The organism is Streptomyces sp. NPDC093065 (assembly GCF_044754585.1).
GTDB lineage: Bacteria > Actinomycetota > Actinomycetes > Streptomycetales > Streptomycetaceae > Streptomyces.
On record NZ_JBIVPJ010000025.1, the window covers coordinates 11,689 to 30,897 of the forward strand.

16 protein-coding genes are annotated in these 19,209 nt (G+C 72.3%); 8 read left to right on the forward strand and 8 right to left on the reverse strand.

Annotated features, from left to right (window positions below; all coding sequences use genetic code 11):
* Window position 1: 1 nt before the first annotated feature.
* The 4 genes from ACIQFU_RS32340 to ACIQFU_RS32355 are packed head-to-tail and all read right to left on the reverse strand — an operon-like array spanning window position 2 to window position 4,374.
* Entirely contained in the window at window positions 2-781 is a 780-nt protein-coding gene (locus ACIQFU_RS32340; RefSeq protein ID WP_164381555.1) for a CDP-alcohol phosphatidyltransferase family protein, read from the reverse strand.
* Window positions 759-1,820 (reverse strand): iron-containing alcohol dehydrogenase family protein, encoded by a 1,062-nt coding sequence (locus ACIQFU_RS32345; protein WP_402556324.1) that lies wholly within the window; start codon window positions 1,818-1,820, stop codon window positions 759-761. Before ACIQFU_RS32345 ends, ACIQFU_RS32340 begins: the two co-directional genes overlap by 23 nt.
* The gene (locus tag ACIQFU_RS32350) at window positions 1,808-2,560 is read right to left on the reverse strand and encodes a sugar phosphate nucleotidyltransferase (RefSeq protein WP_402556326.1); all 753 of its coding nucleotides are present in this window, start codon (window positions 2,558-2,560) and stop codon (window positions 1,808-1,810) included. The genes ACIQFU_RS32345 and ACIQFU_RS32350 overlap by 13 nt, the downstream gene beginning before the upstream one ends.
* Window positions 2,557-4,374: a DUF5941 domain-containing protein gene (locus tag ACIQFU_RS32355; RefSeq protein WP_402556327.1), complete on the reverse strand. Its 1,818-nt coding sequence runs from the start codon at window positions 4,372-4,374 to the stop codon at window positions 2,557-2,559. The genes ACIQFU_RS32350 and ACIQFU_RS32355 overlap by 4 nt, the downstream gene beginning before the upstream one ends.
* Window positions 4,375-4,850: 476 nt before the next feature.
* On the opposite strand from ACIQFU_RS32355, the gene ACIQFU_RS32360 reads away from it, so the two are divergent.
* Entirely contained in the window at window positions 4,851-5,789 is a 939-nt protein-coding gene (locus ACIQFU_RS32360) for a cation diffusion facilitator family transporter (protein WP_402556329.1), read from the forward strand.
* A 335-nt stretch (window positions 5,790-6,124) separates the two neighbouring features.
* A complete protein-coding gene (gene idi, locus ACIQFU_RS32365) occupies window positions 6,125-6,718 on the forward strand; it encodes an isopentenyl-diphosphate Delta-isomerase (protein ID WP_402556331.1) in 594 nt (197 codons plus the stop codon).
* Between the two features lie 51 nt (window positions 6,719-6,769).
* Here idi and ACIQFU_RS32370 read toward each other — a convergent pair whose 3' ends face one another.
* On the reverse strand, window positions 6,770-7,222 hold the full coding sequence (locus tag ACIQFU_RS32370) for an ATP-binding protein (RefSeq protein ID WP_402556332.1): 453 nt from the start codon (window positions 7,220-7,222) through the stop codon (window positions 6,770-6,772).
* 194 nt (window positions 7,223-7,416) lie between these two features.
* Between ACIQFU_RS32370 and ACIQFU_RS32375 the strand changes: the two genes are divergently transcribed.
* The 4 genes from ACIQFU_RS32375 (at window position 7,417) to ACIQFU_RS32390 (ending at window position 12,236) form a co-directional block, all read left to right on the forward strand.
* On the forward strand, window positions 7,417-8,172 hold the full coding sequence (locus ACIQFU_RS32375) for an enoyl-CoA hydratase/isomerase family protein (RefSeq protein WP_402556334.1): 756 nt from the start codon (window positions 7,417-7,419) through the stop codon (window positions 8,170-8,172).
* Window positions 8,173-8,628: 456 nt separating this feature from the next.
* A complete protein-coding gene (locus ACIQFU_RS32380) occupies window positions 8,629-9,498 on the forward strand; it encodes a hypothetical protein (protein WP_402556335.1) in 870 nt (289 codons plus the stop codon).
* A gap of 117 nt (window positions 9,499-9,615) precedes the next feature.
* Window positions 9,616-9,744, forward strand: a complete 129-nt coding sequence (locus ACIQFU_RS32385; protein WP_402556336.1) for an LPFR motif small protein — start codon at window positions 9,616-9,618, stop codon at window positions 9,742-9,744.
* A gap of 113 nt (window positions 9,745-9,857) precedes the next feature.
* Window positions 9,858-12,236 (forward strand): Tex family protein, encoded by a 2,379-nt coding sequence (locus ACIQFU_RS32390; protein WP_402556338.1) that lies wholly within the window; start codon window positions 9,858-9,860, stop codon window positions 12,234-12,236.
* A gap of 114 nt (window positions 12,237-12,350) precedes the next feature.
* Here ACIQFU_RS32390 and ACIQFU_RS32395 read toward each other — a convergent pair whose 3' ends face one another.
* Window positions 12,351-13,994 carry an ABC-F family ATP-binding cassette domain-containing protein gene (locus tag ACIQFU_RS32395; protein WP_402556339.1) on the reverse strand — a complete coding sequence of 548 codons (1,644 nt, stop codon included), beginning with the start codon at window positions 13,992-13,994 and terminating at the stop codon, window positions 12,351-12,353.
* A gap of 135 nt (window positions 13,995-14,129) precedes the next feature.
* Here ACIQFU_RS32395 and ACIQFU_RS32400 point away from each other — a divergent pair, with 135 nt between their 5' ends.
* On the forward strand, window positions 14,130-15,092 hold the full coding sequence (locus tag ACIQFU_RS32400; protein WP_402556341.1) for an FAD-dependent oxidoreductase: 963 nt from the start codon (window positions 14,130-14,132) through the stop codon (window positions 15,090-15,092).
* Window positions 15,093-15,124: 32 nt separating this feature from the next.
* Here ACIQFU_RS32400 and ACIQFU_RS32405 read toward each other — a convergent pair whose 3' ends face one another.
* Entirely contained in the window at window positions 15,125-16,861 is a 1,737-nt protein-coding gene (locus tag ACIQFU_RS32405) for a BCCT family transporter (RefSeq protein ID WP_402556343.1), read from the reverse strand.
* A 412-nt stretch (window positions 16,862-17,273) separates the two neighbouring features.
* Between ACIQFU_RS32405 and ACIQFU_RS32410 the strand changes: the two genes are divergently transcribed.
* A complete protein-coding gene (locus tag ACIQFU_RS32410) occupies window positions 17,274-18,767 on the forward strand; it encodes a M1 family metallopeptidase (RefSeq protein WP_402556345.1) in 1,494 nt (497 codons plus the stop codon).
* A gap of 20 nt (window positions 18,768-18,787) precedes the next feature.
* Here the strand turns inward: ACIQFU_RS32410 and ACIQFU_RS32415 are convergent, their stop codons facing one another.
* Window positions 18,788-19,165: an Appr-1-p processing protein gene (locus ACIQFU_RS32415; protein ID WP_402556346.1), complete on the reverse strand. Its 378-nt coding sequence runs from the start codon at window positions 19,163-19,165 to the stop codon at window positions 18,788-18,790.
* Window positions 19,166-19,209: the final 44 nt, after the last annotated feature.

Below are 19,209 nucleotides of genomic sequence, written 5' to 3' on the forward strand. Positions count from 1 at the left end.
CTCACTTCAGCCTGCTGGAGGCGAGGATGGACACCAGGTGCAGCAGGGTCTGCAGCAGCGCGATGCCGGCGAGTACGGCGGTGCCGAGGCGGGTGAAGAACAGGTCGCCGCGCGCCTGGTCGACGATCGCGAGGACGAGGATCAGCAGGGACGCCTCGATGCCGAGGATGAGCCGGTGGAACTTGAGCGCCCCGGCGGCCCGGCGGGCCAGCGCCATGCCGGAGGAGCGGATCTCGGAGGCGGCCTCCTTGACCGGGGGCATCCCGTTCTGGTGCCGGGCGACGCCCACCAGGTCGGTCTCGGCCTTGATCAGGATGGCGCCGAGCGCGGCCAGGGTGCCGAGGAAGGCCCACAGCCAGTCGATGCGTCCGGTGCCCCAGATGTCGGCGGCGCGCAGGCCGAGGCCGACCAGGACGGCGGCGTCGGTCAGGTAGGCGCCGACGCGGTCCAGGTAGACCCCGCCGAGCGAGTACTGCTTCCTCCAGCGCGCGATCTCGCCGTCGACGCAGTCGAGCAGCAGGTACAGCTGGACCGCGACCACGCCGAGCACGGCACCCCAGACGCCCGGCACGAGCAGCGCGGGGGCCGCGAGCACGCCGCAGACGGTCATCAGGTACGTGAGCTGGTTGGGCGTGACCCTGGTGTTCACCAGGTAGCGGTCGATCCGCAGCGAGACCTCACGCATGTAGAGGCGTCCCGCCCAGTGCTCACCGCTGCGCCGGTCCTTGACCCCCGCGGGATGGACGACCGGGCGTAGTTCAGCTACCGATGGCCTTGACATAGTCGGCGTACAGGTCCTTGATCTGGTCGGTTTTGAGGTCGAGGTGCTCGAGGATCGTGTAGCGGCCGGGCCGCGTCTGGGGGGCGAACTCCACGGCCCGGAAGAACTCCTCGGGCGTGAACCCGATCTCCTCGGGCAGCACCGGCAGCCCGTGCCGCCGCAGGACCTCGGCCATGTGGGCGGACTCCTCGTGGGCCCCGCGCAGGTACATCGCGAAGGCCGCGCCCAGGCCGCACTGCTCGCCGTGGGCGGCGGCGCGGGTGGGGAAGAGCAGGTCGAAGGCGTGGTTGATCTCGTGGCAGGCGCCGGAGGCGGGCCGCGAGTCGCCGGAGACCGACATGGCGATGCCGGTGAGGACCAGTGCCTCGGCCAGCACCTGGAGGAAGTCGTTGTCGCCGATGCCGCCGGGGTGCCGGAGCACGGCCTCGCCGGCCTGGCGGGCCATCGCGGCGGCCAGGCCGTCGATCCGCTCGCCCTTGACGCGGTTGGCCAGCTCCCAGTCCGCGATCGCCGAGACGTTGGAGACGGCGTCGCCGATGCCGGCGCGCACGAAGCGGGCCGGGGCGGCGCGGACGACGTCCAGGTCGATGACGACGGCGATCGGGTTCGGCACGCCGTAGGAGCCCCGGCCCGCGTCGTTGTCGAGGGTGGCGACCGGGGAGCACAGGCCGTCGTGCGCGAGGTTGGTCGGCACGGCGACCAGCGGGAGGCCGATGCGCGCCGCCGCGAACTTGGCGCAGTCGATGATCTTGCCGCCGCCGAGGCCGACGACCGCGTCGTAGTGGCCGCCCTTCATGGCGCCGGCGAGCTTGATCGCGTCGTCCAGCGTCCCGCCGCCGACCTCGAACCAGTCGGCGCCGGGCAGCGACGGGGCGACGCGCTCGCGCAGCCGGGCACCCGAGCCGCCGCTGACGGCGACGGCGAGCTTGCCCGAGTGGGAGATGCGCTCGTCGGCGAGTACGCACCCCAGGTCGTCGAGGGCACCCGCGCGGATGTCCACGACGACCGGCGACGGGATGAGCCTCGTCAGTACAGGCACGCGATCTCCCTGCCCTTGGCGAGGTCGTCGTGGTTGTCGATCTCGACCCACTTGACGTCGCCGATCGGAGCCACGTCGACCTTGAAGCCGCGGTTGACGAGCTCCTGGTAGCCGTCCTCGTAGTACAGCTGCGGGTCGCGCTCGAAGGTGGTCTTCAGCGCGTCGGCCAGGTCCGCGGCGGCCTCGCCCTCGATGAGGGTGACGCCGATGTACTCGCCACTCGCCTCGGCCGGGTCCATCAGCTTGGTGATGCGCCGGACGCCCTTGTCGGGGTCGACGACGACCTTCATCTCCTCCTCGGCGAGGTTCTTCACCGTGTCGAGGGCGAGGATGATCTTCTTGCCGTCGCCGCGGGCGGCGAGCAGGGTCTTCTCGACGGAGACCGGGTGCACGGTGTCGCCGTTGGCGAGGATCACGCCGTCCTTGAGGGCGTCACGGCCGCACCACAGGGAGTAGGCGTTGTTCCACTCCTCGGCCTTGTCGTTGTCGATCAGGGTGAGCTTGACGCCGTACTTCTGCTCCAGCGCCTCCTTGCGGTCGTACACGGCCTCCTTGCGGTAGCCGACGATGATCCCGACCTCGGTCAGGCCGACCTCGGCGAAGTTCGCCAGCGTCAGGTCGAGGACCGTGATGCTGTCCTCCGCGCCCTCGGGGCCGACCGGGACCAGTGCCTTGGGCAGGATGTCGGTGTAGGGGCGCAGACGGCGTCCGGCGCCGGCCGCCAGCACGAGGCCGATCATGCGGGTTCTCCTTCGTCGTGTACGGCGGGTGCGCCGACCTTGTGGGCGGCGACCCAGAAGCGGATGCTCTCGACGAGCACCACGAGTGCCACGGCCACGGCGAGGACCGTGAGCGCGAGCTTGAACTGTGTGGCGGTGAGCAGCACGGCCAGCACGCAGATCACCAGCGTGCGGCCCTCGTGCCCGCCGATCGTCCGCACCAGCCACTGCGGCGGCGCGCCCGCGTCGCCGCGGATGCGGTAGACCGTGTCGTAGTGATGGTAGGCGACCGCGGCAACCAGCCCGAAAGCCGCCGGAAGGGCCCCGTTCACGTCGGCCTTCGCGGCCAGTGCCAGGACCGTGAGGTATTCCGCGGCCCGGAAGAACGGCGGGACCAGCCAGTCGAGGGCGCCCTTGAGGGGGCGGGCGACGGCGAGGGCGGAGGTCAGGACGTAGACGATCGCGGCGACGAGCGGCCAGGGGCCGCCGAAGCCGGTGAGCGCGGCCGCGGCGACGACGGCGGCGCCGCCGAGGAGGGCGACGGCGGGGGCGGTGAAGCCGGGCAGCCGGCGGGCGGCGGTGCGCAGGCCCTTGGCGCCGGCGTCGGCGAGCGGGCCGCTGTCGGCGAGGTCGGCCAGCGCCTTCGCCGCCCGGTCGGTGCGGGTGGCCCTGCGGGTCAGCGAGCGCAGGACCCGGCCGGCGGTGGTGTAGGTCGCGGAGAACGCGCAGCCGATCAGCAGCGCGTAGAAGGTGATCCGGGGCGTGGCCAGCGCGGTCAGCACGGCGATCATGGCCCAGCGTTCGCCGATCGGGAGCACGATCATGCGGCGCGCCCAGACCGTCCAGCCGACGCTGTCCAGCTTGTCGGAGAGGGCGGCGGTGGGGCTGGTGTTGGCGGAGGCGTCGTGGTTGGCCTCGTTGAAGGAGAAGTCGACGACGTGACGGCAGGTCTGCAGGACCATCGCGCCCAGCGCGAGGGCCCACACGTCGTCGCCGCCGCGGGCGGCGCCGAGGGCGAGGCCCGCGTAGTAGGCGTACTCCTTGGCCCGGTCGAAGGTGGCGTCGAGCCAGGCGCCGAGCGTGGAGTACTGCAGGGAGTAGCGGGCGAGCTGCCCGTCGGTGCAGTCGAGGACGAAGGACGCGATGAGCAGGACGCCGGCGGCGACGAAACCGCCGCGGGTGCCGGTGGCGGCGCAGCCCGCCGCTATGAGCGCGGTGATCAGCGAGGCGGTGGTGACCTGGTTGGGGGTCAGTCCGCGGCGCGCGCACCAGCGGGCGATGTAGCGGGAGTAGGGGCTGATGAAGAAGGTGGTGAAGAAACCGTCGCGGGCCTTGACCGCCGACTTCAGGCGTACGGCCTCGTCGTCGACGGCGGCGACGGCCTGCCGTGCCTCGTTGCGGGCCTGCGGGTCGGCGGGGACGGCGGCGACGAGGCTGCCGAGCTCGGGGCGGTGGACGTCGGCGCCGTCGGCGTCGAGGGCGGCGGTGATCCGGTCGGCGAGGCTGTCGACGGCCACGGCGGTGCCGCCACCCGCGGAGTTCTCGCGGGCCATCGCGCGGGTCAGCGCCTGGCGGGCCGCCGGCTGGGCGGTCACGGCGCCCGGGACCGCGGCGAGCGGGAAGCGGGGGTCGGTGAGGCCGAGGCGCAGGGCGTGCGGGTGGCCCACGAAGCGGGCGTCGACCACGGCGACCCGCTCCCCGCCCGGGACCCGGGCCAGGAGGGTCTCGGTGTCGGCGGCGCCGGAGGCGAGGTGCACGTCGAAGCCCAGGGACCGCAGCTCGCTCTCGATCGACGAACCGGGGACCGGCTGACCGGTGAGGATGGCGGTCGGCAACCGAACTCACTCCCTGGTGCCGGCGCCGCGGCGCCGGGCCTGTGCATGGTGGAGCGCCCGTGCCTGAGGCACCCGGGCGGCATGTCGGCAGAGGTTATCGGATGCCGGGAACGCCGTGTTCACCGCCCGTTTCACGGTCGGTCGACGCCGCTTGCACCCACCTTCGCCGCGATCATCATTGTGGATCCGGGGCCCGTCCCACAAACCGCGCTCCCAGACCGGGCATCGCGGACATCGCACAGTGTCGGCGGTTGTTCGCACAGGGTCAGGGCACTCCTGGGCGGACCACGTCGGCATTCGGCGGAGGCGACGCTTCCGAATGCCTCGCAGCGCTCTGACCTGCATAGCGTTTTCCCAGGTCAGGGCACATGACAACGGTGTTCAGTGCCGCGTTGCCCGATACCCCCTACCCGTAGTTGACTGTCATCCGGGCGCCCGGGGCCGGACGCCCCTGCGGACAAGGAGGCGGCTTTCTCATGGGGGCTGGGCACGATCACGGGCACGGACACGGGGGGCACGCCGGCGGGACGGTGACCGCCGCCTACCGGGGCCGGCTGCGGGTGGCGCTGGCGATCACCCTCGCGGTCATGGTCGTCGAGATCGCCGGCGGTCTGCTCGCCGACTCGCTCGCGCTGATCGCCGACGCCGCGCACATGGCGACGGACGCCCTGGGGCTCGGCATGGCCCTGCTGGCCGTCCACTTCGCGAGCCTCCCGCCGAGCGACCGCCGCACCTTCGGCTACGCCCGCGCCGAGATCCTGGCCGCCCTGGCCAACTGCCTGCTGCTGCTCGGGGTCGGCGGTTACGTCCTGTACGAGGCGATCGACCGGTTCATCACGCCGGCCGACACCGCGGGCGGGCCGACCGTGGTCTTCGGCGCGATCGGCCTGGTGGCCAACATGGTGTCGCTGTCGCTGCTGATGCGCGGCCAGAAGGAGAGCCTGAACGTGCGGGGCGCCTTCCTGGAGGTGGCGGCGGACGCGCTGGGCTCCCTGGCGGTGATCGTCTCGGCGCTGGTCATCCTGGCCACCGGCTGGCAGCCCGCCGACCCGATCGCGTCGCTGCTGATCGGCCTGATGATCGTGCCGCGTACCTGGCGGCTGCTGCGCGAGACCCTGGACGTGCTCCTGGAGGCCGCCCCCAAGGGCGTGGACATCGCCGAGGTGCGCGCCCACATACTGGCCCTCGACGGGGTCGAGGACGTGCACGACCTGCATGCCTGGACCATCACCTCGGGCATGCCCGTGCTGTCGGCGCACGTGGTGGTCGACGGCGAGGCGCTGAGCGCGATCGGCCACGAGAAGATGCTCCACGAGCTGCAGGGCTGCCTGGGCGACCACTTCGACGTGGAGCACTGCACGTTCCAGCTGGAACCCAGTGGTCACGCGGAGCACGAGGCGCGGTTGTGCCGTTGAGGTTCGGCGGGGGACACACCGGGCCGCCGAACCGTCCGGGGTTGCTGGGGACCGAACCGTCCGGGGCTGCTGGGGGGCGCGCAGGCAGCGGAACGCGCCGTTGAACGCCCCCGTCCGCTTCCGGTCCGCCGCGATGCCCTGCCCGGAGGCGAGGGACCGGGGGTTCCGGGAGGGCGGCGCCGGGAACGGTCTTCCATCGGACCCCTGCTCGGTGTCCGACCGGCCGCCCCCGGTGCCCGCGCGGGCACCGGGACATGCGGGTGTGCCGGGAAGTGCCGAGAGTGCCGGATTCGTACGGCACACTTGGGGCGCGAGGACCGATGTGAAGGATGGGTATGCCGATCACTCCTGCCACCGCGACGCCCAGCTCGTCGAACGGCACCGCAGACGCGATTTTGCTGGAACTGGTCGACGAGAACGGCTTGACGATCGGCACCGCGGAGAAGCTCTCCGCGCACCAGCCGCCGGGACGGCTGCACCGCGCCTTCTCCGTGTTCCTCTTCGACGAGCGGGGGCGGCTGCTGCTCCAGCAGCGGGCGCTGGGCAAGTACCACTCCCCCGGCGTGTGGTCCAACACCTGCTGCGGCCACCCCTACCCGGGTGAGGCTCCGTTCGCGGCGGCGGCCAGGCGGACGTACGAGGAGCTGGGGGTGTCGCCCTCGCTGCTCGCCGAGGCGGGCACGGTGCGCTACAACCATCCCGACCCGGCCTCCGGGCTGGTCGAGCAGGAGTACAACCACCTCTTCGTCGGCCTGGTGCAGGCCGAGCTGCGCGCGGACCCGGAGGAGGTGGCGGAGACGGCCTTCGTGTCCCCGGCGGAGCTGACGGAGCGGCACGCGAAGGACACCTTCTCGGCGTGGTTCATGACGGTGCTGGACGCTGCCCGGCCGGCCGTCCGCGAGCTGACGGGCCCGTCGGCGGGCTGGTGAGCCGACCCCGCGGCGGGGTGTCCGGGGCGGAGCGTCCTGCCGCGGAACGTGCTACCGCGGGGCGTGCTTGAGCGGCAGGGCGGCCCAGATCACCTTGCCGCCGCTCGCGGTGTGGGCGATGTCGCAGGCCCCGCCCGCCTCCCTGGTGACCTCGCGGACCAGGAGCAGCCCCCGCCCGCCGGTGCGGCCGTGGTCGGTCTCCAGGGCGGTCGGGCGGTAGGGGTGGTCGTCCTCCACGGCCACCCGCACCCACTCGGGTCCGACGGCGACCTCGACGGCGAGCTCCGGCGAGAGCACGGCCGCGTGCCGGACCGCGTTGGTGACCAGTTCCGAGACGATCAGCAGAAGGGCCTGCGTGACGTCGTCGCAGACCGGCACTCCCTGGCGCGTCAGCAGGTCGCGCACGGCGTGCCGGGCCTGCGGGACCGAGGCGTCCACGGCGGGGGCGGTGAACCGCCAGACACCTTCGTACGGCAGCGGCCCGGCGGGCCCGGTCTCGTCCATGGTCCGGTCGCCACCCCTGGGCTCGATTGTCACCACACCCCTGAGTGTTGGTAACGCGCCGGGCCGCTCCCGGGGACTGAACACAAGTCAGCAAAAATCGAGCGGTTTCTGATCGTTGGCGCATGACACGCGACCGTTCCTGTCCCGCCCGCCCGGCCGCTCGACACGGAGGGCCGATGGATAGCATCCGGTCCATGGAGCCGCAGCTGCTGCACCGGGTCGCCGACTCGGTCGCCACCGTCGTCGTCCACCACCCGGCCAAGCGCAACGCCATGACGGCCGGGATGTGGCGGGCGCTGCCCCGCGTCCTCGACGGCCTGGCCGCCGACCCCGGGGTGCGGGCGCTGGTGCTCACCGGTGAGGGCGCCACGTTCTGCGCCGGGGCGGACATCTCGACCCTGCGCGAGTCGGCCGAGGAGGCGCAGGGTCTGGCGGTACGGGCCGAGGAGGCCCTCGCCGCGTTCCCCAAGCCGACGCTGGCGGCGATCCGGGGGCACTGTGTGGGCGGCGGGGCACAGCTGGCGGCCGCGTGCGACCTGCGGTTCGCCGAGGAGACGGCGCTGTTCGGCGTGACCCCGGCCAAGCTGGGGGTCGTGTACCCGGCGTCCGCGACCCGGCGGCTGGTGGCGTTGACAGGGCCCGCCACGGCGAAGTACCTGCTGTTCAGCGGCGAGTTGATCGACGCTGCCCGGGCGCTGCGCACCGGACTGGTGGACGAGGTGCTGCCGGAGGGCGAACTCGACAAGCGGGTGGCGGAGTTCACCCGGGTGCTGGCGTCCCGCTCGCTGCTGACGCAGGCGGCGGCCAAGGAGTTCGCGAACGGACGCACGGACCGTGACGACCACTGGGCCGCGCAGGCACGCGGCAGCGGCGACACCGCGGAGGGGGTCGCCGCCTTCCTGGAGCGCAGGCAGCCGCGGTTCGGCTGGAGCGGGCCCGCGCCGGGGTGAACGGGCCGGGTCCGCGGAACTCCTCGCCGAGGTGCGCCGCCGCGTTCTGGTCGTCCTCTTCGACGACGTGCGGATTCGACGACGTGCGGAGTCTCGGTGTCACCGGCCCGGTGGCGGTCTTCGCGGGCGCCGAGAAGTACACACTCGCCCCCGGCGGCCAGGGCACCGGGTCCCCGCCCGGCCCGCGCCCGACCGACCGGCTGCGCGGGCACGGGCCGCGTGCCCGGCGTCCGGCCTCCGTCCGCACCGGGGCGATCCCGCCGGCCCGGGCCGGCGGGCCGCCGCGCCACCACCCACCGGGACCACGGCCACCGTGCCGAGTCCGCCGGGCCGCCGCGCCATGCCGTCGATGCCTCGTCCACCGCCCGATGGCCACGAATGACGAGGATCCCGCCTCTCCCGCCGTGCGCCGCACAGGCCCGCAGGACGTACTGAGCGGTTGGTAACGTGCGGGGCATGACAACTGCCGCCATCGACGCACGCGCGGGCCGCCGCTGCCACAACGCGCTCAACTCCCTGCACTCGACGCACTACTTCTCCCCCGACCTGGGCCGGGAGCTGGGCGCCCTCGGGGTCACCGACGCCCGGGCCGTCAATTTCGCGGTGCGTGCCGCCGCGCTGGGCGCGGTCGGCGCCGGCGCCGTGACGGCGGCTTTCTACAACTACAAGCACGACCTGGTCGCCCGGCACGTGCCCGCCGTGTGGGAGAAGGTCGCGCCGGAGCAGGCCCTGGCGGCACGCCTGCGTGCCGTGGACACGACGCTGCGCCGGCTGCTGGGCGAGGACGCCGTGGCGTCGGCGGAGATGGCGGAGGCCGCCGAGCTGGCCCTGCGCGCCGCCGAGGGCTGCTCGCGCGGCGCCCGCCCGCTCTACTCGGCCCACGCGGACCTGCCCGTGCCCGACGCCCCGCACCTGGCGCTCTGGCACGCGGCGACGCTGCTGCGCGAGCACCGCGGCGACGGCCACCTCACCGCCCTGACGACCGCCGGCCTGGACGGCCTGGAGGCGCTGGTGACGCACACCGCGACCGGCAAGGGCATGGCACCGAAGTGGATCTTCACCACCCGGGGCTGGACCCGGGAGGAGTGGAACGCGGCCGCCGGCCGGCTGCGGGAGCGCGGACTGATCGACGCGGCGGGTGAGCTGACGGAAGAGGGCACGGCCCTGCGCGAGGGGATCGAGCGGGAGACCGACCGGCTGGACGCCGCACCCTACGCCCACCTCGGAGCCGAGGGCGTGGCGCGCCTGACGGAACTGGGGGCGGCCTTCGCGCGTACGGCGCTCGGTGCGGGCGCCTTCCCCGCGGACCTGCTCGCCAAGCGCTGACGCGCCGCCGACACGCCCGGGCGCGCACGGGGACGCACGGACAGGCATGCGGCACCGGTGCGGAGGTACCCGTACGTCTCCCGGCCGAGGTGGCCGGGAGACGAAAGGGGCTGACTCGTGTTCCGTGCCATCGCAGACGTACTGCGCCAGATCGGTGGCGCGGTCGCCACCGTGGTGACGCTTCCCTTCCGGGCCCTGGCCCGGCTCTTCGGCGGGGCCTCGTCCGCCACCCGGGGCCAGGTCTGATCTCGGCCCCTTGCCACCGGTTCCGACCGGCCGGGACGGCGCCCTGATCCACGATCGTCGTCGCCACCTGCCACAATTGCCGCGCAACCTCAGTGAGAAGGCGGTACGGGATCGTGACGACACCCGGGTCCAGCGCGTCCGACGCGTCCAGCGCGTCCATCGACGTGAGGTCCATCGAAAGCAGGATCGCCGACGAGCTCGGCGTGCGGGAGCGGCAGGTGAAGGCCGCGGTCGAGCTGCTGGACGGCGGTTCGACGGTGCCCTTCATCGCCCGCTACCGCAAGGAAGCGACCGAGATGCTCGACGACGCGCAGCTGCGCACGCTCGAGGAACGGCTGCGCTACCTGCGGGAGCTGGAGGAGCGGCGTACGGCGATCCTCGACTCGGTGCGTGAGCAGGGCAAGCTCACCGAGGAGCTTGAGGCGCGCATCCGCGGCGCGGAGACCAAGGCGCGCCTGGAGGACATCTACCTGCCGTTCAAGCCGAAGCGGCGGACGAAGGCGCAGATCGCGCGCGAGGCGGGTCTCCAGCCGCTGGCCGAGGGTCTGCTCGCCGACGCGTCGGTGGACCCCCTCGCCGCGGCGGCCGCGTTCGTCGACGCCGGCAAGGGTGTGGCCGATCCGCAGGCCGCCCTGGACGGGGCGCGCTCGATCCTCACGGAGAAGTTCTCGGAGGACGCCGACCTGATCGGCGAGCTGCGCGAGCGGATGTGGGGGCGCGGGCGGCTCGCCGCCAAGGTGAAGGACGGCAAGGAGGAGGCGGGCGCGAAGTTCGCCGACTACTTCGACTTCGCCGAGCCGTTCACCGACCTGCCCTCGCACCGTGTCCTCGCGATGCTGCGCGGCGAGAAGGAGGACGTGCTCGACCTCGTCCTGGAGCCCGAGGAGCCCACCGAGGGCCCGTCCTCGTACGAGGCGATCGTCGCGAGCCGGTTCGGGATCGCCGACCGCGGCCGGCCGGCCGACAAGTGGCTGGGCGACACCGTCCGCTGGGCCTGGCGCACCCGCATCCTGGTCCACCTCGGCATCGACCTCAGGCTGCGGCTGCGCACCGCGGCGGAGGACGAGGCAGTGAACGTCTTCGCCGCCAACCTGCGCGACCTGCTGCTCGCCGCCCCCGCGGGCACGCGGGCGACGCTCGGCCTGGACCCCGGTTTCCGTACCGGCGTGAAGGTCGCCGTGGTCGACGCGACCGGCAAGGTCGTGGCCACGGACGTGATCCACCCGCACGTCCCCGCCAACCGGTGGGACGAGGCGATCGCCAAGCTGGCGCGGCTGGCGAAGGAGCACGCGGTCGACCTCGTCGCCATCGGCAACGGCACGGCTTCCCGCGAGACGGACAAGCTCGCCGGGGAACTGATCTCCAAGCACCCGGAGTTGAAGCTCACGAAGGTGATGGTGTCCGAGGCGGGCGCCTCGGTGTACTCGGCCTCCGCCTTCGCCTCCCAGGAGCTGCCGGACATGGACGTCTCGCTGCGCGGCGCGGTCTCGATCGCCCGCCGGCTGCAGGACCCGCTGGCGGAGCTGGTGAAGATCGACCCGAAGTCGATCGGCGTCGGCCAGTACCAGCACGACCTGTCCGAGGTGAAGCTGTCGCGTTCACTGGACGCGGTGGTCGAGGACTGTGTGAACGGCGTGGGGGTGGACGTCAACACGGCCTCCGCACCGCTGCTGGCCCGGGTCTCCGGCATCACCTCCGGGCTCGCCGAGAACATCGTGGCGCACCGCGACACGAACGGGCCGTTCACGTCGCGGACCGCGCTGAAGAAGGTGTCGCGGCTCGGCCCCAAGGCGTACGAGCAGTGCGCGGGCTTCCTGCGGATCCGGGGCGGTGACGACCCGCTGGACGCGTCCAGTGTGCACCCCGAGGCGTACCCCGTGGTGCGGCGGATGGTGAAGACCGCCGGGCAGGAGGTGGCCGGGCTGATCGGCAACACGTCGGTGCTGCGGTCGCTGAGGCCGGACCAGTTCGTGGACGAGACGTTCGGTCTGCCGACGGTGACCGACATCCTGCGGGAGCTGGAGAAGCCGGGGCGCGATCCTCGGCCCGCCTTCAAGACGGCCACCTTCAAGGAGGGCGTGGAGAAGATCTCCGATCTGTCGTCCGGGATGGTGCTGGAGGGGGTCGTCACGAACGTCGCCGCGTTCGGGGCGTTCGTGGACGTCGGGGTGCATCAGGACGGGCTCGTGCACGTGTCGGCGATGTCCAGGACGTTCGTGAAGGATCCGCGGGACGTGGTGAAGCCCGGGGACATCGTGAAGGTGAAGGTGATGGACGTCGACATTCCGCGGAAGCGGATTTCGTTGACGTTGCGGTTGGACGACGAAGCCGCTGCGCAGGGGGAGCCGAAGAGGGAGCGGGGCGGGAAGCCGCCTCGGCAGCGGCAGCAGCGGCAGGGCAGTTCCGGGGGCGGTAAGGGGCGGCCTTCGTCGGCGCCTGCTGCGTCCAACGGGGCGATGGCGGACGCGTTGCGGCGGGCCGGGTTGGCGTAGGCCGTCCGGCGGTTGCAGCGGGGGGTGGGTGCGCGGCCCGGCGGTGCGGGGTGCCGCTGCGCCCACCCGTGCCGCCCCCAGCGGCACGATTGCCCGCAGCTGGGGGGGGAGCGGCTACGTGCGTTCCGTCACCTTGCCGTTCGTTACCTCCAGGCGGCGGGTGACCTTGACCGCGTTGAGCATGCGGCGGTCGTGGGTGACGAGGAGGAGGGTGCCCTCGTAGGCGTCCAGGGCCGATTCGAGCTGTTCGATGGCCGGCAGGTCGAGGTGGTTGGTCGGTTCGTCCAGGACCAGGAGGTTGACGCCCCTGCCCTGGAGGAGGGCGAGGGCGGCCCTGGTGCGTTCGCCGGGTGAGAGGGTGGACGCCGGGCGCGTGACGTGGTCGGCCTTGAGGGCGAACTTGGCCAGGAGCGTGCGGATCTCCGCCGGTTCCAGGTCGGGGACGGCGGCGCGGAAGGCGTCGAGCAGGATCTCGGGGCCGTGGAACAGCTTGCGGGCCTGGTCGACCTCGCCGAGCAGGACTCCGGAGCCGAGCGCCGCGTGCCCGCAGTCGAGCGGGACGCGGCCGAGCAGGGCGCCGAGGAGCGTGGACTTGCCCGTGCCGTTGGCTCCCGTCACCGCCACCCGGTCCGCCCAGTCGATCTGGAGGGAGACCGGGCCGAGCACGAAGTCGCCGCGCCTGACCTCGGCGTCGCGCAGGGTGGCGACGACCGCGCCCGAGCGGGGCGCCGACGCGATCTCCATGCGCAGTTCCCATTCCTTGCGCGGTTCCTCTACGACCTCCAGGCGTTCGATCATGCGCTGGGTCTGGCGGGCCTTGGCGGCCTGCTTCTCGCTGGCCTCGCTGCGGAACTTGCGGCCGATCTTGTCGTTGTCGTTGCCCGCCTTGCGCCGGGCGTTCTTGACGCCCTTGTCCATCCAGGCGCGCTGCGTCTGGGCCCTGTCCTGGAGCGAGGACCGCTTGTCGGCGTACTCCTCGTACTCGTCGCGGGCGTGCCGCCGGGCCACCTCGCGTTCTTCCAGGTACGCCTCGTAGCCGCCGCCGTAGAGGTTGATCTGCCGCTGGGCGAGGTCGAGTTCGAGGACCTTGGTGACGGTGCGGGTGAGGAACTCGCGGTCGTGGCTGACGACCACGGTGCCGGCGCGCAGGCCGGTCACGAAGCGTTCGAGGCGCTCCAGGCCGTCCAGGTCGAGGTCGTTGGTCGGCTCGTCGAGGAGGAAGACGTCGTAGCGGGAGAGGAGGAGGGAGGCGAGGCCGACGCGGGCCGCCTGGCCGCCGGACAGGGACGTCATCGGCTGGTCCAGGTCGACGGTCAGGCCCAGCGCCCCGGCGGTCTCCTCCGCCCGGTCGTCGAGGTCGGCGCCGCCCAGGGCAAGCCACCGCTCCAGGGTGGTCGCGTAGGCGTCGTCGGCTCCGGGGGCGCCGTCCACCAGGGCCTGGGTGGCCTCGTCCATGGCGCGCTGGGCATCGGTGACTCCGGTGCGGCGGGCCAGGAACTCCCGGACGCTCTCGCCGGGGCGGCGCTCCGGCTCCTGCGGAAGATGGCCGACGGTGGCGGTGGGCGGGGACAGGCGCAGTTCGCCCTGTTCCGGGGCGGTCAGTCCGGCGAGCAGCCGCAGGAGGGTGGACTTGCCCGCGCCGTTGGCCCCGACGAGGCCGATCACGTCGCCGGGTGCGACGACGAGGTCGAGCCCGGTGAACAGGGAGCGGTCGCCGTGGCCGGCGGCGAGGTTCTTGGCGACGAGGGTGGCAGTCATCAGACCGTCGATCCTAGCCGCGCCCGGGCACACCGGTTCCGGGCGGCGGGGCGCGTCCGGCGGTCATGCGCAGGGGTGCTCCCCGGGGCGGGGCCGCACCGGGCACGGCATGGGGCGTTCGGTTAACGTCCTGGTGTGGAAACCGAACTGGATGGCGAACTGACCGGTGAAGTCGTCGTGGTCGGCGGCGGCGTGATCGGGCTGACGACGGCCGTCGTCCTCGCCGAGCGGGGCAGACGGGTACGGCTGTGGACGCGGGAGTCCGTGGAGCGGACCACCTCGTCGGTCGCGGGCGGACTGTGGTGGCCGTACCGGATCGAGCCGGTCGCGCTGGCGCAGGCGTGGGCGCTGCGCTCCCTGGACGTGTACGAGGAACTGGCCGAGCGGCCCGGGGAGACCGGCGTCCGCATGGTCGAAGGGGTGCTCGGCGAGACCGGCCCCGACGAGGTGGGCGCGTGGGCCGCGGCTCGGCTGCCTGGGCTGCGTGCCTCGACCTCGGCGGAGTACCCCGGTTCCGGGCTGTGGGCGCGGCTGCCGCTCATCGACATGTCGACTCATCTGCCGTGGCTGCGGGAGCGACTGGTGGCCGCGGGCGGCACGGTGGAGGACCGTGCGGTGACCGACCTGGCCGAGGCGGACGCGCCGGTGGTGGTCAACTGCACCGGCCTGGGCGCCCGGGAGCTGGTGCCGGACCCGGCCGTACGGCCGGTGCGCGGGCAACTGGTCGTCGTGGAGAACCCCGGCATCCGGAACTGGCTGGTCTCGGCGGACGCGGAGTCCGGGGAGACCACGTACTTCCTTCCGCAGCCGGGACGGCTCCTGCTGGGCGGGACGGCCGAGGAGGACGCCTGGTCGACCGAGCCGGACCCGGCGGTCGCGGAGGCCGTCGTGCGGCGGTGCGCGGCCCTGCGGCCCGAGATCGCCGGGGCGCGGGTGCTCGCACACCGGGTGGGACTGCGGCCGGCCCGGGACGCCGTCCGGCTGGAGCGCGTGACGCTGCCGGACGGGCGGCGGCTGGTGCACAACTACGGTCACGGCGGCGCGGGCGTCACCGTGGCCTGGGGCTGCGCACAGGAGGCGGCCCGGCTCGCCTCCTGACGCCGCTGTCCCGGTCGGCCGGCCCGTGAGGGTCAGTCCTCGTGGTGCTTGCCGATCGGGTCGCCCTCCACGTCCGTGCCGGGGCCGGGGCCGATCCGGATCTCGAACTCGCCCTCGTACTGCTTGTGACCCTCGATGACGGCCAGGCCGACGGCTTCGGAGGCCATCTCGCCGCGCACGATGAGCGGGTCGCGGCGCAGGTCGCGCATGAGGGCGACGCACATGAAGATCATCACGATGACGAAGGGCGCCGCCGCGAGGATCGTGAGGTTCTGCAGACCGGTGAGCGCGTCGGCCTCGCCGCTGCCGATCAGGAGCATGATGGCCGCGACCGCGCCGGTCACCACGCCCCAGAAGACCACGGTCCAGCGGCTGGGTTCGAGCGCGCCCTTCTGCGAGAGCGTGCCCATCACGATGGAGGCCGCGTCGGCGCCCGAGACGAAGAAGATGCCGACGAGGATCATCACCAGCAGGCTGGTGGCGGTGGCGATGGGGTACTCCTGGAGCACGGCGAAGAGCCGGCCCTCGGGGGTCGTGTCGTCACCGAGCCGGTTCTGCTCCTGCAGCCGCATCGCCGAGCCGCCGAAGATGGCGAACCAGATCAGGCTGACCGTGCTCGGGACGAGGATGACGCCGCCGATGAACTGGCGGATGGTCCGGCCCCGGCTGATGCGGGCGATGAACATGCCGACGAAGGGCGTCCAGGAGATCCACCACGCCCAGTAGAAGACGGTCCAGCTGCCCAGCCAGTCCGCGACGCCCTTGCCACCGCTGATCTCGGTGCGGCCGGCCAGTTCGGGCAGGTCGCCGAGATAGCCGAAGATCGACGTCGGCAGCAGGTCGAGGATCAGGATCGTCGGCCCCGCGACGAACACGAAGACGGCGAGCAGCAGGGCCAGCACCATGTTGATGTTGGACAGCCACTGGATGCCCTTCTCGACGCCGGAGATCGCGGAGGCCACGAACGCCACCGTCAGCACCGCGATGATGCCGACCAGCAGCCCGGTGCTGACCTTGTCCATCCAGTCGAGCTTCTCGACGCCGGAGCCGATCTGCAGTGCGCCGAGGCCCAGGGAGGCCGCGGAGCCGAAGATCGTCGCGATGATGGCCAGGATGTCGATGACCCGGCCGCCGGTGCCGTTGGCGTGCTTCTCGCCGATGAGCGGGGTGAACACCGCACTTATGGTCTGCCTGCGGCGCCTGCGGAAGGTGCTGTAGGCGATGCCGAGTCCGACCACCGCGTAGATCGCCCACGGGTGGAGCGTCCAGTGAAACAGGGTGGTGGCCATGGCCGTCTCCATGCGGGCGCCGGAGTCGGCCGGGTTCGTGCCCGGCGGGGCCGTGGTGTAGTGCGCCAGCGGCTCGCTCACGCCCCAGAACATCAGGCCGATGCCCATGCCCGCGCTGAACATCATGGCGATCCAGGACACGGTGCGGAACTCGGGCTCCTCGCCCTCGGCGCCCAGGTGGATGCGGCCGTAGCGGCTGGCCGCGAGCCAGAGGGCGAAGACCACGAACCCGGAGGCGGCCAGCGTGAACGCCCAGCCGCCGTTGTGCATCAGGCCACCGAGCAGGGTGCTGGAGGCGTCCTCCAGCGAGTCGGTGGCGACGCCACCCCAGACGACGAACGCCAGGGTCAGGACGGCGGTGACGCCGAAGACGACGCGGTCCGTGCGCGGCTTGTGCTCCTGCCCCGGCAGGCCCGCTTCCGAACCGGGAAGCGTGCCTCTTTCGTGCTCTTCCTTGTCGCTTGGTCGGTCCTGCGTCACAGGCGGCACCTTTCAAGTCGATGAGGCCGAAAATACCCGTCCGCTACGCCCTTACCACGTAAGACGCGGAACCCACCTCCTCGGCAGTGGGTATCGGGCTCACCCACCGTCACGTGATGTGTCCCGCGCTCGTCCAGGAGCGGCGCGGCACCGGGGCGCGCTGCGACTGGCACAGCGGTACATAGGCGCCCTTCTCCCCGGTCCGGCGCACCCCTACACCGTGCGGAGCGAGTTCGTCCCCGATGCCGCCGACGAACAGTACGCGGGCCGCCGGGCGGGAGAGGGCCCATGTGATCGTCGGCGTGTCGGCCGGATGGCGATCGTGTGACAGGGGTGGCCGTGGACACGACAGCGCGCACAGGGGCTGAATAGGCTCCGAACAGACTTCGTGCCCCTACGACTTGGAGCTTTCGTGCACCGCAGAATCATCGTGCCGGGCGCACTGGGCGCCGCCTCCCTCATGCTGGCGATCCCGGCGTCGGCGACGGCCCACTCCCCCGGCGCTCCGGGCATCGGCGACCCCTACTACCCGGCCTACGGCAACGGCGGATACGACGTCACCCACTACGACCTGCGTCTGAAGTACCAGCCCGCCACGGACCGGCTGGAGGGGACGGCGACGATCCTGGCCCGCACCACCGCGGACCTGTCCCGGTTCAACCTCGACTTCCTGCTGGACGTCGGCGAGGTGCGGGTGAACGGCGCCAAGGCGTCCTTCACGACCTCGGGCGAGCACGAGCTGGAGATCACCCCGCAGCATCCCCTGGACAAGGGCACGCCCGTCACCGTGGTCGTCCGCTACAGCGGTGTGCCGTCGTCGAAGCAGGCGTACGGCTTCACCAGCTGGCACCGCACCCCGGACGGAGGCGTCGGCGCGAACGAGCCCGAAGCCGCCTGGTGGTGGTTCCCCAGCAACGACCATCCGCTCGACAAGGCCACCTACGACGTGTCGGTGCAGGTGCCGGACGGCACCCAGGCGATCTCCAACGGCACGCTCCAGTCGACGAGTTCGCAGCTCGGCTGGACGCGCTGGAACTGGCGCTCGGACAAGCCGCAGGCCACGTACCTGGCGACGCTGGCGGTCGGGAGGTTCGACCTCACCACGGGCACCACCGACGGCGGCATCCCGGTCGTCAACGCCTACAGCAGGGACCTGGGCGCGAACGACGGCGCGGCACGGGCCAGCGTGGAGCGGACCGGGGAGGTCGCCGACTGGCTGAGCGACTACTTCGGGCCGTATCCCTTCAACGCGCTCGGCGGCTACGTGCCGAACACCACCACCGGGTACGCGCTGGAGACGCAGACCCGGCCGTTCTACAGCCCGCGGCAGTTCGCGAACGGGTCGAACGTGTCCGTCGTCGTGCACGAGCTGGCCCACCAGTGGTACGGCGACCTGGTCTCCGTGCGCGGCTGGAAGGACATCTGGATCAACGAGGGCTTCGCCCGGTACGCCCAGTGGCTGTGGTCCGAGCACGAGGGCGAGGGCACGGCACAGGAACTGGCCGACTACACCTACGCCTCGCACCCGGCCGACGACGCCTTCTGGACGGTGAAGCCGGGTGACCCCGGCCCGGAGAACCAGTTCGACGGCGCCGTGTACGACCGCGGTGCGCTGGCCCTGCAGGCACTGCGCAACGAGGTCGGGGACGAGGACTTCTTCGCGCTGCTGAAGGGGTGGCCCGCGAAGCACGCCTACGGCAACGCGTCCGTCGCCGACTTCCAGCGGTACGCCGAAGAGGCCTCGGGCAAGCCGCTGGCCGCGCTGTTCGACACCTGGCTGTTCCAGCCGTCGAGGCCTCACGCCCCGGCGGCGCGCGCCCAGTCGCTCGCGAAGGCGTCCGAGGTGCCCGTCGAGCCCCGCTCGTGGCGGAAGATCGCCGCGACGAACGACGTGCACGAGCACTGAGCACTGAGCGTCTGCCGCTCCTAGACGGTGTCCCCGCGGTCGTAGACGATCACGGGGACACCGCGCCGGGCGAGGCGGCCGAGGGCCGTGTCGATCGCCTCGTAGCGCACGGGGACCCCCTTGCTGCCGGTCCGCACACCGCGCCGGCCGATCGTGTTGGCCACCCACACGTACGGCTCGACCTGGACGAACTGGACCGCGCCGAGTCCGAAGTCGTTGGACGCGCGGCCACGGTGCCAGGCGCGGTAGGCCGCCTCCGGCTCGGGCCAACGGCGGGAGACGGCCAGGACGAAGCCCTTGCCCCAGCCGCCGAGGTCGTTGCAGACGTGGGCGATCACCTTGACGCCCTTGACCGACGGCGCGGTGGCGTCATCCCGGACATATCCGATCTCCGACATGACGCCACCGTACGGGCCGCCACTGACAGTGACCCGGCACGCAC

Coding starts and splice junctions, on each gene's coding strand:
- ACIQFU_RS32340 (WP_164381555.1), bottom strand. CDS start 781: ATGTCAAGGCCATCGGTAGCTGAACTACGCCCGGTCGTCCATCCCGCG.
- ACIQFU_RS32350 (WP_402556326.1), bottom strand. CDS start 2,560: ATGATCGGCCTCGTGCTGGCGGCCGGCGCCGGACGCCGTCTGCGCCCC.
- ACIQFU_RS32360 (WP_402556329.1), top strand. CDS start 4,851: ATGGGGGCTGGGCACGATCACGGGCACGGACACGGGGGGCACGCCGGC.
- idi (WP_402556331.1), top strand. CDS start 6,125: ATGCCGATCACTCCTGCCACCGCGACGCCCAGCTCGTCGAACGGCACC.
- ACIQFU_RS32370 (WP_402556332.1), bottom strand. CDS start 7,222: ATGGACGAGACCGGGCCCGCCGGGCCGCTGCCGTACGAAGGTGTCTGG.
- ACIQFU_RS32375 (WP_402556334.1), top strand. CDS start 7,417: ATGGAGCCGCAGCTGCTGCACCGGGTCGCCGACTCGGTCGCCACCGTC.
- ACIQFU_RS32380 (WP_402556335.1), top strand. CDS start 8,629: ATGACAACTGCCGCCATCGACGCACGCGCGGGCCGCCGCTGCCACAAC.
- ACIQFU_RS32395 (WP_402556339.1), bottom strand. CDS start 13,994: ATGACTGCCACCCTCGTCGCCAAGAACCTCGCCGCCGGCCACGGCGAC.
- ACIQFU_RS32415 (WP_402556346.1), bottom strand. CDS start 19,165: ATGTCGGAGATCGGATATGTCCGGGATGACGCCACCGCGCCGTCGGTC.